Origin of the sequence: Pseudomonas sp. S49, assembly GCF_009866785.1 — a bacterium.
Taxonomy (GTDB): Bacteria; Pseudomonadota; Gammaproteobacteria; order Pseudomonadales; family Pseudomonadaceae; genus Aquipseudomonas.
Window position 1 is genome coordinate 551,085 of record NZ_CP019432.1, and the last position, 13,769, is coordinate 564,853.

General features: G+C 58.8%; 13 protein-coding genes. 11 read left to right on the forward strand and 2 right to left on the reverse strand.

Annotated elements, in window-relative coordinates; genetic code table 11:
- Positions 1-224 precede the first annotated feature (224 nt).
- The 8 genes from waaF (at position 225) to PspS49_RS02410 (ending at position 7,634) form a co-directional block, all read left to right on the forward strand.
- Entirely contained in the window at positions 225-1,259 is a 1,035-nt protein-coding gene (waaF, locus tag PspS49_RS02375) for a lipopolysaccharide heptosyltransferase II (protein WP_160037982.1), read from the forward strand.
- Position 1,260: 1 nt separating this feature from the next.
- Positions 1,261-2,322: a lipopolysaccharide heptosyltransferase I gene (waaC, locus tag PspS49_RS02380; RefSeq protein WP_123448344.1), complete on the forward strand. Its 1,062-nt coding sequence runs from the start codon at positions 1,261-1,263 to the stop codon at positions 2,320-2,322.
- On the forward strand, positions 2,322-3,443 hold the full coding sequence (locus PspS49_RS02385) for a glycosyltransferase family 4 protein (RefSeq protein WP_160037984.1): 1,122 nt from the start codon (positions 2,322-2,324) through the stop codon (positions 3,441-3,443). The genes waaC and PspS49_RS02385 overlap by 1 nt, the downstream gene beginning before the upstream one ends.
- Positions 3,443-4,249, forward strand: coding sequence for a lipopolysaccharide core heptose(I) kinase RfaP (gene rfaP, locus PspS49_RS02390; protein ID WP_127925572.1), 807 nt, complete (start codon positions 3,443-3,445; stop codon positions 4,247-4,249). Before PspS49_RS02385 ends, rfaP begins: the two co-directional genes overlap by 1 nt.
- Positions 4,249-4,983 (forward strand): lipopolysaccharide kinase InaA family protein, encoded by a 735-nt coding sequence (locus tag PspS49_RS02395; protein WP_150750111.1) that lies wholly within the window; start codon positions 4,249-4,251, stop codon positions 4,981-4,983. Before rfaP ends, PspS49_RS02395 begins: the two co-directional genes overlap by 1 nt.
- Positions 4,980-5,732 (forward strand): lipopolysaccharide kinase InaA family protein, encoded by a 753-nt coding sequence (locus tag PspS49_RS02400; protein WP_127925574.1) that lies wholly within the window; start codon positions 4,980-4,982, stop codon positions 5,730-5,732. Before PspS49_RS02395 ends, PspS49_RS02400 begins: the two co-directional genes overlap by 4 nt.
- A complete protein-coding gene (locus PspS49_RS02405; protein ID WP_150750110.1) occupies positions 5,732-7,183 on the forward strand; it encodes a lipopolysaccharide kinase InaA family protein in 1,452 nt (483 codons plus the stop codon). The genes PspS49_RS02400 and PspS49_RS02405 overlap by 1 nt, the downstream gene beginning before the upstream one ends.
- A gap of 115 nt (positions 7,184-7,298) precedes the next feature.
- Positions 7,299-7,634 (forward strand): YceK/YidQ family lipoprotein, encoded by a 336-nt coding sequence (locus PspS49_RS02410; protein WP_127925576.1) that lies wholly within the window; start codon positions 7,299-7,301, stop codon positions 7,632-7,634.
- A gap of 52 nt (positions 7,635-7,686) precedes the next feature.
- Here PspS49_RS02410 and PspS49_RS02415 read toward each other — a convergent pair whose 3' ends face one another.
- Positions 7,687-8,496: a hypothetical protein gene (locus PspS49_RS02415; RefSeq protein WP_160037986.1), complete on the reverse strand. Its 810-nt coding sequence runs from the start codon at positions 8,494-8,496 to the stop codon at positions 7,687-7,689.
- 377 nt (positions 8,497-8,873) lie between these two features.
- On the opposite strand from PspS49_RS02415, the gene PspS49_RS02420 reads away from it, so the two are divergent.
- Genes PspS49_RS02420 through PspS49_RS02430 form a run of 3 tightly spaced genes read left to right on the forward strand, consistent with a single transcriptional unit; the run spans position 8,874 to position 13,044 of the window.
- The gene (locus PspS49_RS02420; RefSeq protein WP_127925578.1) at positions 8,874-10,628 is read left to right on the forward strand and encodes a carbamoyltransferase; all 1,755 of its coding nucleotides are present in this window, start codon (positions 8,874-8,876) and stop codon (positions 10,626-10,628) included.
- On the forward strand, positions 10,621-11,529 hold the full coding sequence (locus PspS49_RS02425) for a glycosyltransferase family A protein (RefSeq protein WP_127925579.1): 909 nt from the start codon (positions 10,621-10,623) through the stop codon (positions 11,527-11,529). The genes PspS49_RS02420 and PspS49_RS02425 overlap by 8 nt, the downstream gene beginning before the upstream one ends.
- 54 nt (positions 11,530-11,583) lie before the next feature.
- Positions 11,584-13,044: a hypothetical protein gene (locus PspS49_RS02430; protein WP_160037988.1), complete on the forward strand. Its 1,461-nt coding sequence runs from the start codon at positions 11,584-11,586 to the stop codon at positions 13,042-13,044.
- Positions 13,045-13,047: 3 nt separating this feature from the next.
- On the opposite strand, the gene PspS49_RS02435 is transcribed toward PspS49_RS02430, so the two are convergent.
- Positions 13,048-13,701 carry a toluene tolerance protein gene (locus PspS49_RS02435; protein ID WP_127925581.1) on the reverse strand — a complete coding sequence of 218 codons (654 nt, stop codon included), beginning with the start codon at positions 13,699-13,701 and terminating at the stop codon, positions 13,048-13,050.
- Between the last annotated feature and the right edge of the window lie 68 nt (positions 13,702-13,769).

Here is a 13,769-nt window from a genome sequence, read left to right on the forward strand (position 1 = left end):
AACGACCCCATCGCGAGCAGGCTCACTCCTGCAATAGATCTGCGGTGAGTCGCAGATGTGTGAATAGATGCAAAACCATGTAGGAGCGAGCCTGCTCGCGATAGCGGAGTAACAGTCGACAGAAATGTTGAAGGTAATGACCCATCGCAAGCCGCCGGTGTTCCCACAGTGATTATCGAGGCGGGGAGGCGTAAATGCCTCCCCGGTTCGTTTATGGAAACCACATGAATATTCTGATCGTTGGGCCCAGTTGGGTCGGTGACATGGTGATGGCGCAGACACTGTTTCAGTGTCTCAAGCAGCGCCACCCGCAATGCGAAATCGACGTGCTGGCCCCCGAGTGGAGCCGGCCGATCCTTGAACGCATGCCTGAAGTGCGCAAGGCCTTGAGCTTCCCGCTCGGCCACGGCGCGCTGGAATTGGCGACGCGTCGGCGCATCGGTAAGTCCCTGCGCGGCCAGTACGATCAAGCGATCCTGCTGCCCAACTCGCTGAAGTCGGCGCTGGTGCCGTTTTTCGCCGGCATCCCGAAACGCACCGGCTGGCGCGGTGAGTTTCGCTACGGCCTGCTCAACGACGTGCGCACCCTCGACAAAGAACGTTATCCGCTGATGATCGAGCGTTTCATGGCGTTGGCCTTTGAAGCGAACGCCGAGCTGCCGAAACCGTATCCACGTCCGAGCCTGCAAATCGACCCGGTGACCCGCGAAGCGGCGCTGGCCAAATTTGGTCTGACCCTCGATCGTCCGGTGTTGGCCCTGTGCCCCGGCGCCGAGTTCGGCGAGTCCAAGCGCTGGCCGTCCGAGCACTACGCCAAAGTCGCCGAAGCGCGCATTCGCGAAGGCTGGCAGGTGTGGTTGTTCGGCTCGAAAAACGATCACGCGGTGGGCGAAGACATTCGCGCCCGGTTGATACCGGGCCTGCGTGAAGAATCGGTCAACCTCAGCGGCGGCACCTCGCTGGCCGAGGCCATCGACCTGATGTCCTGTGCTGACTCGGTGGTGTCCAACGACTCCGGCCTGATGCACGTTGCCGCCGCGCTGAACCGCCCATTGGTGGCGGTCTACGGCTCGACGTCGCCGGGCTTCACCCCGCCGTTGGCCGAACACGTCGAAGTCGTCCGGCTGGGCCTCGATTGCAGCCCTTGCTTCGACCGTACCTGCCGCTTCGGCCATTACAACTGCCTGCGCCAGCTGATGCCGGACGCGGTCAACGATGCCTTGCAGAAGTTGCAGGGCTCTGTGGTCGAGGTTCAATAAGTTGCGGGTACTGTTGATCAAGACTTCATCGCTGGGCGACGTGATTCATGCGTTACCGGCGCTGACCGACGCCGCCCGGGCCATTCCCGGGATCAAATTCGACTGGGTCGTGGAAGAAGGCTTCGCCGAGATTCCGACCTGGCACCCGGCCGTTGGCAAGGTGATCCCGGTGGCGATCCGCCGCTGGCGCAAAAACATCTGGAAAACCATCACCAGTGGCGAATGGAAACGCTTCAAGCAAAGCGTGCGTGCCAACAAATACGATTTGGTCATCGACGCTCAAGGCCTGCTGAAAAGTGCCTGGCTGACCCGTTACGTCAAAGCCCCGGTGGCGGGTCTCGACAAAGGTTCGGCCCGCGAGCCGATGGCTTCGCGTTTTTACGATCGCAAATTGGCCGTGGCCCGTGGTCAGCACGCCGTCGAGCGGGTGCGGCAGTTGTTCGCCATCGCCCTCGGTTACGACTTGCCCAAAGGTCTGGGCGATTACGGCCTCAACGTTGAACGTCTGGTCGAATTGCCGCGCAAAAACGCCTTTGTGGTGTTCCTGCATGGCACCACGTGGGACACCAAGCACTGGCCGGAAGCCTACTGGCGTGAACTGACCGAACGCGTCGGTTACCTCGGCGTCGGCGTCAAACTGCCGTGGGGCAACCCGCAGGAAAAGGCTCGCGCCGAGCGGATTGCCGCAGGCTTCAAACACGCCGAAGTGCTGCCAAAACTCAATCTGGCCGGCGTGGGCAAAGTCCTCGCCGGCGCGCAAGCGTGCGTAGCGGTGGATACCGGTCTCGGCCATTTGGCCGCAGCACTCGACGTGCCGACCATCTCGCTGTTCGGCCCGACGAATCCGGGCCTGACCGGCGCCTACGGCAAATTGCAGATTCACTTGGCCAGCGACTTCCCGTGCGCGCCGTGCCTGCAAAAGAAATGTACCTATCAACCGACCGCGCAGGATGCCCGTCAGTTTGACCTGAAGCGTGAACAGCCTCTGTGCTTCACGCGTCTGAACCCCGAGCGTGTCGCCAGCCGACTGAGCACGTTGTTAATGGCTGAGGAGCTGCGCTGATGCAATTGGCATTCGTCCTGTACAAATATTTCCCGTTCGGTGGCTTGCAGCGCGACTTCATGCGCATCGCCCTCGAATGCCAGAAGCGTGGTCATCAGATTCGCGTCTACACACTGATCTGGGAAGGCGACGTGCCGCCCGGTTTCGAGGTGCTGGTGGCGCCGGTCAAGGCGTTCTTCAACCATCGTCGCAATGAAAAACTCAGCGCATGGATGGAAGCGGATCTGGCCAAGCGCCCGGTCGATCGCCTGATCGGTTTCAACAAGATGCCGGGGCTGGACGTCTACTACGCCGCCGACGGCTGCTTTGAAGACAAGGCGCAGAACCTGCGCAACTCGCTGTACCGCCGCTGGGGCCGTTATCGTCACTTCGCCGAGTACGAGCGCGCGGTGTTCGCCAAAGACGCGAAGACTGAAGTGCTGATGATTTCCGAAGTGCAGCAACCGTTGTTCATCAAGCATTACGACACGCCGATCGAACGCTTTCACCTGCTGCCACCGGGCATCGCTCAGGATCGCCGCCGTCCGGCAGATGCCGACGAAATCCGCGCCGGTTTCCGTGCGGAATTCAATCTGAAGGATGACGAACTGCTGCTGGTGCAGATCGGTTCCGGCTTCAAGACCAAAGGCGTTGATCGCAGCCTGAAAGCGCTGGCCGCATTGCCCGCTGAACTGAGAAAGCGTACGCGGCTGTTTGTAATCGGCCAGGATGACCCCAAATTGTTCCAGATGCAGAGTGCGACTTTAGGTCTGGGCGACAACGTGACGTTCCTCAAGGGCCGCAGCGATATTCCGCGTTTCCTGCTCGGTGCCGACCTGTTGATTCACCCGGCGTACAACGAAAACACCGGTACCGTGTTGCTTGAAGCGCTGGTCGCCGGTTTGCCGGTGCTGGTCAGCGCGGTCTGCGGTTACGCCCATTACATCGCCGAGGCCGATGCCGGGCGAGTGCTGGACGAGCCGTTCGATCAGGCGCAACTGACGCAATACCTGACTGACATGTTGAAAGATGACGCTGCACGGGCGGCCTGGAGCCGCAATGGTCTGGCTTTTGCCGAGACGGCCGACCTCTACAGCATGCCGCAGCACGCGGCCGATGTGATTCTGGCGGAGCACGCTTAATGAAGTTGATGCTGGCTGAACCGTTCAAAAGCCTTTGGGCCGGACGCGACCCGTTCGCCGAAGTCGAAGGCTTGCAGGGCGAGGTATACCGCGAGCTGGAAGCGCGTCGGACACTGCGTACGGAAGTCGATGGCAACGGATTTTTCGTCAAGATCCACCGCGGCATCGGCTGGGGCGAAATCTTCAAAAACCTGCTGACCGCCAAGCTGCCGGTACTCGGCGCAGGCCAGGAGTGGAAAGCCATCCAGCGTCTGCAGGAAGTCGGCGTGCCGACCATGACTGCCGTCGCGTACGGCGAGAAGGGCAGCAACCCGGCGGATCAGCACTCGTTCATCGTCACTGAAGAACTGGCGCCGACTATCAGCCTGGAAGACTTCAGCATCGACTGGGTCAAGCAGCCGCCCGAGCCAAAACTCAAGCGCGCTCTGATCGCCGAAGTCGCGCGCATGACCGGCATGATGCACCGCGCCGGCGTTAACCATCGCGACTGCTACATCTGCCACTTCCTGCTGCACACCGATAAACCGGTGACACCGGAAGATTTCAAGCTCTCGGTGATCGACCTGCACCGCGCCCAGACCCGCGCAAAAATCACGCAGCGCTGGCGCAACAAGGATCTGGCGGCGCTGTACTTTTCCGCGCTGGACATCGGCCTGACCCGCCGCGACAAGCTGCGCTTCCTCAAAGGCTATTTCCAGCAACCGCTGCGCCAGATTCTCGCTGAAGAAGCGCCGTTGCTGAACTGGCTGGAAGGCAAAGCCAACAAGCTCTATGAACGTAAGCAGCGTTACGGGGATGCGCTCTGATGGCGGGTTGGACTCTCGAGCCGCAATACAGCGAACTCGCCGAAGACTTTGGCAGCCTCGAAGCCGTATTCGCATTGCAAGGCGAACGCCTGACCCGCGACCCGCTGTCGGAAGTGATTCGCGTGCAGCGCAATGGCGTCAACTATTACGTCAAACGCTATGTCGGCGCCGGTAAAGGCCTGCGCCGTTACCTCGGCAAGCCGCGGGTGAAGATGGAATGGCAGAACCTCAAGCGCTTCGCCAAGTGGGGCATTCCCACCGCTGAAGTGGTGGCCTGGGGCCTGGAGCGTCGAGGTGCGGCGTATGATCGTGGCGCGATGATCACCCGCGAACTGCCGCACACCGAAGACCTCTCGGCGCTCGCCGAGCGCAAGGATCCGAAGCTCAAGGATCGCGCCTGGGTCGACGCTGTCAGTCGGCAACTGGCCGGTTATACCCGGACGATGCATGATCACCGATTTACCCATAACGATCTGAAATGGCGCAACCTGTTGATCGATGACCAGGCGCGGATATTTCTGATCGATTGCCCTAACGGCGAGTTCTGGCGTGGCTTCTGGCTCAAGTATCGGATCACCAAGGATCTGGCCTGTCTCGATAAACTCGCCAAATACCACCTGTCCAATACCCAACGCCTGCGCTTCTATAAGCAATACCGCCAGTGCGATCGGCTTGATAGCGCCGACAAGAAACGGATTCGGCACGTGGTGAGATTTTTCGAGGGACGCGAATGACTGATTTTCTCGCCGCTGAAGACCGCGCATTGCTTGAGCGCCATGGCCTCGGCACTTTCGACGCATTGTGGGCCAAGCAGCTTGAGGCTGTGGACGAGCCCAATACCGCCCGTGGTGGCTGGAGCAGCGTCTTCCGCCTGGACCTGGAAGGGCAGGGTTATTACCTCAAGCGCCAGAGCAATTACCTGACGCGCACCTTGCACGCGCCTTTCGGTGAACCGAGTTTTGCCCGCGAGTTTCGCAACATCAGCCGCTATCGCAAGCTCGGTATCCCGGCGCTGCAAGCGGCGTTCTTCGGTGAACGCAAAGTCGACGGCGAAGTCCGCGCGATCCTGCTGACCCGCGCGCTAGATGGCTGGAGCGATCTGGAATCGCTGTTGCAGCGTTGGGTGCAACTCAGTGCTGCACAGCATTCAGCCATCCTCAAGGCTTGTGGCTTGCTGGCTCGGCATCTGCATGGTGTGCGTCAGGTACACGGCTGTTTCTACCCCAAGCATATTTTTCTGCGGGCCACCGGTGACGGGTATCAGGCGCAATTGATCGACCTGGAAAAAACCCGTCCTTTATTGTTCGGCATGCGTGACCGGATCAAGGATCTGGAGCCGCTGCAACGCCGCGCGCCGGAATGGAACGAGGCGCAACTGCGTGAATTGCTGGCGGCTTATCTCGATCAGCCCACCGATAGCTCGCTGCTCGACAGCTGGCTGGCCCGGCTGACCGCGCGCCGCAGTCACAAGGAGACGCGTTGATGCAATTGTCCGAGCTGGCCGGTGTCGGGCGAACCCCGCAACTGCCACTGACTGTGACCCTGGCCGATGCTGCCGGCAGTGCGGATCTGCAATTGCTCAGTCTGCTGCGAGTGCTGCCGGGGCAGCGTTACGTCGGTGCCGGTGTCTGGCGCGGTCGTCCGGTGTTGGCCAAATTGCTGGTTGGCGGCAAGGCGGCGCGGCATTTTCAGCGTGAGCTGGAAGGCGTGCGCTTGCTGGCCGCACAAGGCCTGACGACACCGCTGTTATTGGCCGATGGTTTGAAGAATGGCGAAGGTGGCTGGCTGCTGTTCGATTTCCTTGAGGGTGCCGAAAGCCTTGGTGATGCCTGGGCGAAAGTCGAGTCGCTGCCGGTACTGGCCGACGAGCAATCGGCGGTGTTGGCCGAGGCGCTGGGCGCCATTGCCCGGTTGCACGGCAAGGGGCTTTGGCAGGAAGACCTGCATCTGGACAATCTGCTGCGTCACGGCGGCCAGTTGTACTTGATTGATGGTGCCGGTATTTGTGCCGAGACCGCCGGCCAGCCGCTGTCGCGACAGAAAGTCCTGGAAAACCTCGGGGTATTTTTCGCCCAGTTGCCCAAAGCGCTGGAGCCATTTACCGAAGAGCTTTTGGTGTATTACCTGTTGAGCAACAGTGAGCACGCGTTGCCGCTGGAAGCCTTGCAGAAGCAGATCGACAAGGTGCGCCGCTGGCGTTTGAAAGACTTTCTGATCAAGGTCGGTCGCGAGTGCACGCTGTTCAGTGTGCAGCGTGGAGCGTTCGGACTGCGCGCAATTCGTCGCGAAGAAGAACCGGCCATGCTGCCGGTGCTTGCGCAGGCCGATGCGTTGCTCGATCAGGGGCATCTGTACAAGACCGGTGGCGCGGCGAGCGTTGGCAAGGTTCAGGCCGGTGCGCGTACGCTGGTGATCAAGCGCTACAACATCAAGGGCTTTGCGCATTGGCTCAAGCGTTTCTGGCGGCCGAGTCGGGCCTGGCATTCGTGGCGCGAAGGCAATCGCCTGGCGTTTCTCGGTATCGCCACACCGAAACCGCTGGCGGTGCTGGAGAAGCGCTTTTTCTGGCTGCGCAGTCGGGCGTATCTGGTGACCGAGTACCTCCCCGGGCCGGACATCATCGAGCGTTTTGCGCCGTACGTTGAAAATGGTGACGCACCAGAAGTGGAGTTGCAGGCGCTGGACCGACTGTTCGCGCGCTTGATTGACGAGCGCATCAGCCATGGCGACTTCAAGGGCCACAACCTGTTCTGGCAGCAGGATCGCTGGGCGCTGATCGATCTGGATTCGATGTGCCAGCATGGGACTGTGGGCAGTTTTGCCCCGGCCTATGCCCGTGACCGTGCGCGATTCATGCGTAACTGGCCGGAAAGCAGCGCGCTGTATCAGGTTATTGATCAGCGTCTGCCGAAAGACATTTCCAGCGCGGCCTGAATCAAACGCCGGAGGACAAGATTTAACGACTTGTCCTACGGCTTCTACAGAAACCATGAACTGTGCCCTGCACAGCGCCGATGCTAATTTGCCCGACGACCTTGGAGGGCAAATCTTGACCATCAAACAGGCTGTAACGCTGGGTGTTTTTTCATGGCTTTTAGCCGGTTGCGGCAGCGTCCTGAGCGTACTGCAGGACGATGCCGACGTCGCCCGTGACCTGCGCAAACAAAAAACCTACTGCCAATCCATTCCGCGTATTTACAGCGGTCTGGCCTTCGATTTCTGCGTGTTGAACGCGCCTCCCGATCCGAGTGGGGTTCTTTTGCCATTCGTGCTGCTGGATCTGCCACTGTCCGGTGTATTCGATACGGTAGCGCTGCCCTATACGGTTTATCGTCAGGTCACTGACGGCAATCTTGGTATTTACTGGCGCAAGGGTGGTTATTGAGTGCGGATAATGCATGGAAAGCCGGTCACGCAGGCTGTCCATGCAGGGCTATTCAGCGAATGTCAAAAAAGGAAATTCCGGTGCTCCACAGAAGTCGCGAGTCGATCTCGGTGCCCAATTGAATCCAACACTGGAATTCTCCCTTGAAGCCTTTGAAGGGGCTGTAGGCTTGAGCCGGGAGGGAATACATGAACGCTTCTTCAGGTCGGTTGGCCTGAAGCTCGACGGACTGATCGAACACCTTTTCGTTTCCAGCGTAGACACGCCATTGAAGCAGGAGCGTGTTGTATGGACGCAAGTGTTCGATGACCGGAATGGTAATGAGGCGTCCCTGAGGGTGGGTGCCGGCATCGATGCCACCATCCACCAGACCCTCAATGATTGCAGGCTGATAGTTCAGTTCACGTGTGACGTCTGTCAGCAGGGCAGGAGAGTTTTCGATCACTCCATTGGGTAGTTTGATTTCAGCGGTGACGTTCACGGACTTGCCGCTGAACGGCTCCAGTTGTTCGAGTGAGAGTCTGATGAACTCAACATTTCCGGCTACTGAAACATCGAAGGGGCCGAATGATGCTTTTGCGAGATCATCAGTACTGACCCAGTGAAGGGTAATGCGTGCGCCGATATCAGATTTTCGTGTACTGACAGCCATCATTACTGGCAGGGTTTTGATGATCTCCATTGGCAAAACTGCACCCCATTTTTCCGTTTCTCTGAGGACCACAAATTCGCCTGAAATAAATGCCAGGAAGCCTAATGCAGGTTTTTCCCGTTGTTCACGCGTGGCGCTTTTATCAAATTGGGGGGAGCTCAGCTTGCTCGAAAAGCCGACGTCCTTATTGCTGTAAATGAGAGTGTCCATGCATTGCTCCGTGTTCTCGGTTGCCCGGTATTTCCGGGTACAGGGAGTAAGCCGCGCAGGTTCAATTTGCGTAACTGTCAAAGTTGACAGGTTTTTAGTTTTTTTTGTTCTAATCAAGACCGTTTTGATGCTCACTGGATCCCTTTTGAACAAACGGAAATCGAGCCGCAACTTCATGGTGACTTTCTTTTTCAGAGGTTCCACCTCTGCGCGGTGGGCGCATTGGATTGCTGGCATCAGGTTAGCGATTGCGAATCCCAAACCCGGCGGGATTAACGCTATAATCCCGCCCTTTAGCTGTCACTCGCCCTGTGCGAGGGCACATCAATATTCAAGGCGCATCGCGCCTGCACGCAGACTAAAGAGGCTAGACCCCTGTGGCATTGACGATTCTTGGCCTGTCCGGCGCCCTTAGCCATGACCCTTCAGCAGCCTTGTACATCGACGGCAAGCTGGTGGCGGCGGCTGAAGAAGAGCGTTTCGTACGTGATAAGCATGCAAAGAACCGCATGCCCTACGAATCGGCGAAGTTCTGTCTTGAACAGGCCGGCATCAAGCCGTCCGATGTTGACGTGGTTGCGATTCCATTTGCCCCGATCAGCCTGTTCGGCAAGGCGCGCTGGCACTACGCCAAGCGTTACTGGTACGCGCCGGATCGTGCCCTCGATGCGATCCTGATGGGCAACCGTCGCTACAAGCGCTATCGCAACAAGATCGTCTGGTGCCTTGAGCAACTGGGTTTCGATCCGAAAAAAATCAAGATCGAGCCGGTCGAACACCATTTGGCTCACGCCTCCAGCGCTTACCATTGCTCCGGTTTCAAAGAAAAAACCGCGATTCTCGGTATCGACGGCAAAGGTGAGTACGCCACGACCTTTTTCGGCTACGGCGAAAACGGCAAGATCCACAAGATCAAGGAATTCTTCGATCCTGACTCTCTCGGCGGCCTGTATGGCGCGATCACCGAGTTCCTCGGTTTCGAGATGCTCGACGGTGAGTTCAAGGTCATGGGCATGGCGCCGTACGGCGATGCCAGCAAATACGATTTCTCACGTCTGGCCTCGTTCGAGAACGGCGAGCTGGTGATCAACACCGACTACGCCAACGTCATCGGCCTGCGTCGCTACAAAGAGAAGGGCAAAGGCTTCTACTTCTCGCCAAAGCTGATCGAATGGCTGGGTCCGAAGCGCGAAGGTGACATCGCTGACGAACCGTACATTCACTACGCCGCGAGCATGCAAGCGCTGTTCGAGAAACTGGCGTTGCAGATGATCGACCACTACCTGGGCGACGTACTCAAGGAAACCGGCAAGCTGGCTTTCGCCGGTGGCTGTGCATTGAACGTCAAGCTGAACCAGAAAATCATTGCCCGCGACGACATCACGGAGCTGTTCGTGCAACCGGCGTCCGGCGATGCCGGCACTGCGGTTGGCGCTGCTGCCTATGTGTCTCACGCTCGTGGCGTACCCGTCGAGAAGATGGAACACGTCTACCTCGGCCCGTCGTACAGCAACGAAGACGTCATCGCCGCCTGCGCCCGTCACGAGAGCAAGCCGACCTGGCGCAAGCTCGACAACATGCCTGAGCAGATCGCCAAAATCATGGTCGACGGCAACCCGGTTGCCTGGTTCCAGGGGCGCATGGAATTCGGTCCGCGTGCATTGGGTGGTCGTTCGATCATCGGTTGCCCGAGCGTGGCCGGTGTTGCTGACCGGATCAACCACCAGATCAAGTTCCGTGAGCGCTGGAGGCCTTTCTGCCCGTCGATGCTCGACACCGTTGCGCCACAGATGATCAAGATCGATCACCCGGCGCCGTTCATGACCTTCACGTTCGAAGTGGCAGAAGAGTGGAAGACCCGCGTGCCGGAAGTCGTCCACGAAGATGGCACCTCTCGCGCTCAGGTGCTCAAGCGTGAATACAACCCGCGCTACTACGACATGATGAAGGCGCTGGAAAACCTGACCGGTAACGGCGTATCGCTGAACACCTCGCTCAACCGTCGTGGCGAACCGATGATCTGCTCGCCGACCGACGCACTGAACATGTTTTTCGGTTCTGACCTGGAATACCTGATCATGGAAGATATTCTGGTCGTAAAAGAGGGTGTGAAAGGATACGAACTTGACTGAAACACTGATCAGCGTCGTCATTCCTGTTTACAACTATGCGCGAACCCTGCCACGTGCAGTGGAGTCGGTGTTGGCGCAGCTGGATGAGACGACGGCGGATCTGCTGGTCATCGACGATGGGTCGACGGACGATACGCCTGAGGTGGTGGAAAAGCTCCTGCTCAAGCATGGCGGGCGTTTTCGTGCGCTGCGCAAAAGCAATGGCGGCTTGTCGTCGGTGCGCAATCGTGGGCTTGAGGAGACGACCGGGCGGTATCTGGTATTCCTCGACTCCGATGACGAAATGGCTCCCGGCGCACTGGCTGCGCTTTCTCAGCACATTGCCAGTCATCCGCACAGCCTGATGGTGATCGGTGCGCACTGGTCGGTGTTCGCTGACGGACGACGCAGCCTGCAGGCGGCCAAGCCGTTGCCTGTGACACCGCGGCAGCGCTTGCAGGGCTACCTGTTGAGCAAGACTGTGTCGATTTCAAACGGCGCCTGCGCGATGCATCGCGATGTTTTTGTTTTGGGTAACTACCCGGAACATTTGCGCAACGTCGAGGATTTGCCAGTGTTTGCCCAGGTGCTGGCGCGCTATCCCTGCACCGTTCTGGACAAGCCTTTGGCGCTGATCTACAAGCATGCCGACAGCATGCGCCATGACTTGCGCCAAAGCCTTGCCGCCGGTACGGAGCAGGTGGTCAGCGAAGTCTTTTCCAGTCGACGAATGCCCGAGGAAATGAGTGATTTGCGCCAGGCATTTCTGGCGCAGCGCTGTTTGTCGTTGTTTCGTGACTGTTATTCCCATGGCGAGTACAAGCTGGCCAAGTCATTCTATTTTCAGGCCTTGCGCGCAGACTGGCGGACGTTTTCGCGTTGGTCATACACGCGCAAGGCGTTGCGGTTGCTGTTTCGGTAAGCGGGTCGCGCTGATGTGTGCGTACCTTGTAACGAGTGTCGATGAGGTGGCTGGGTGAAAGGTACGGGCGGCAAGGTAGGGGCTCAAGTCTCCAGAATCATCGACGAATACCCGGTTTGGCTGGCGTTTTTGGGCAGTGCACTGTTATCGCTGATTGCGGTTCTGGGCACTGCGACGGTGGGGCGTGATGCCGCGCTGTACATTGATATTGCGCAACAGGTCACCGAGCACGGGCCAGATGTGGCCTGGGCAACTTTCGACTGGCCGTGGTTTTCCTTTCTGCTGGCCGGTACGCACGCCGTCCTCCATCTGCCGCTGGAGCTGAGTGCCTACCTTTGGTGCGCGCTCTTTTTCGCCGGCACCAGCGCGCTGATGGTGGATTGCGTTCGTCAGCGGTCTGCACATCTCGCCGGTTGGGCCTGCCTCGTGGTACTGGCCATGCCTGCGGTGAATGCCTTTCGCAATGACATCATTCGCGAATGCGGTTTCTGGTTCTTCTGCACACTGACGCTCTGGCTTGCGCTGCGCTGGCAAGCGCGTGGCGGCTGGCTGCGGGCGGCATTGATTCATTTGGCGATCGTTGCGGCAGCCTTGTTCCGGTTGGAAGCCTTGCTGCTGGTGCCGGCGTTGGCGCTGTGGCAGTTGCCCAACCTGTGGTCGTCGACCCGACGGATGCAGTTCGCTCAGTTTTCGCTGCTACCGGTTCTGGGGCTGCTGGCCGTTTCGGTGTCGGGTGTGCTCATGTCGGCGCGCGTGATGCTGTATCTGGACATGATTGCGCCGCACAGTGTGTTTGCCGCCTTCCAGATGCTGAGCGATCAGTTCGCCAACTCGCTCATCAACAAGTATTCCCAGGATGAAGCCGGCCGGATCATTTTCTTCGGCATTCTGGCGACCATGACCATCAGTTTCGTGAAATTGATGGGGCCTTTCGCGGTGCCCTTCCTTCTGCGGCGCAACTGGGGAGTTCTCGGTACTTACTGGCGTGATTATCGTCCTTTTGCCTGGGCGGCCGTGTTGTATCTGGTGGTGCTGGTGCTGTTTTTCATCAAGCAACAGTTCATGAACACGCGTTATCTGAGCTTTCTGAATCTGTTGTTTGTGCCTGTGCTGGCCATGGGGCTGGCCGCGTTTGTTCGCGAGTTCCCGCGTTGGGGCAAATGGCTGGTGGTCCTCGGGTTGCTGGTGATGCTGTCCAACGTCATTTCCACCGGCGCCGGTAAAACGCACTACGTGGAGGCCGGTCGCTGGTTGTCTGCTCATGTCGAGCCGGGTGCGAAGACGTATTTCGAGGATGGGCGGATCAGCTATTACGCCGGACGCGGTTACGTGTTGCCGGTACTGACTGCGGATGAGGCGATGTCGGCAGCGCATGCTGGCGACTATCAGTATTTCCTCATTGAAGCCAAAGGTGACGAGCCGTGGCTGAGCGAATGGCTGGTGGCGCACAAGCTGCGCATCATCGAGCATTTCGCCAATCGCAAAGGTGCCACCGTGGTGGTCATCGGCCGCTGAGATTCAACCGAGCAGCGGACGCAGGCGCGAGATCAGCGGCGCTTGTCGGTTGCTCGGCAGCGCCTGCCGATAACCTTCGATAAACGTGTCGCCGGTGTCCTGGCCCAGCAGCCATTGGCGGTCTTCCTTGTAGCGCAGCAAGTGCGCGAAGTTGCGCAGGCGTTTGCTATCGCTGAGTGCGCGTCGCTGGCAGCGCAGGTCGGCGATATCGATCAGGCCCAAATGGTTGTCCGGCGTCAGCACCACGTTGCCGAAGTGCAGCGATCGAAAGTACACGCCTTTTTCGTGCAGAAGGGCGAAGTACCCGCCCAGCTGGAATCGCAATGAGTCAGCCTCATCGTCAGTGCCTTGTAACTGACGCACTGTATTGCCTTCCAGCGGGCTGTAATACACGCAGTCACGTTCAATGCTCGGGATGCGATAGACCGCGATGACTTTCGGGCAGAGGATGCCGCGTTGTTCGAGGGCGCGGGTGTTGTCGGCAAAGCGTTGTGCATAGGGGTAGAACAGCGCCGAACTGAGCAGCCGCTTGCGGCGGAACAGCTTGAGCATGCGTCCATCGGCCAATCTGAGCACTTTGTCGCCGGAACCGTCGGCCTCCAGTACGTGTGCACCTTTGCGCAGTGCCTCGTAAGTGCTGTGATCAATCGATTGCATATCGGGCTCCCCATCATTAGCCGGGTATCTTAACCGACTTGGCCGAAGGCTGGCTTGAAGTCATGTTT

Coding starts and splice junctions, on each gene's coding strand:
- waaF (WP_160037982.1), top strand. CDS start 225: ATGAATATTCTGATCGTTGGGCCCAGTTGGGTCGGTGACATGGTGATG.
- PspS49_RS02385 (WP_160037984.1), top strand. CDS start 2,322: ATGCAATTGGCATTCGTCCTGTACAAATATTTCCCGTTCGGTGGCTTG.
- rfaP (WP_127925572.1), top strand. CDS start 3,443: ATGAAGTTGATGCTGGCTGAACCGTTCAAAAGCCTTTGGGCCGGACGC.
- PspS49_RS02395 (WP_150750111.1), top strand. CDS start 4,249: ATGGCGGGTTGGACTCTCGAGCCGCAATACAGCGAACTCGCCGAAGAC.
- PspS49_RS02400 (WP_127925574.1), top strand. CDS start 4,980: ATGACTGATTTTCTCGCCGCTGAAGACCGCGCATTGCTTGAGCGCCAT.
- PspS49_RS02405 (WP_150750110.1), top strand. CDS start 5,732: ATGCAATTGTCCGAGCTGGCCGGTGTCGGGCGAACCCCGCAACTGCCA.
- PspS49_RS02415 (WP_160037986.1), bottom strand. CDS start 8,496: ATGGACACTCTCATTTACAGCAATAAGGACGTCGGCTTTTCGAGCAAG.
- PspS49_RS02435 (WP_127925581.1), bottom strand. CDS start 13,701: ATGCAATCGATTGATCACAGCACTTACGAGGCACTGCGCAAAGGTGCA.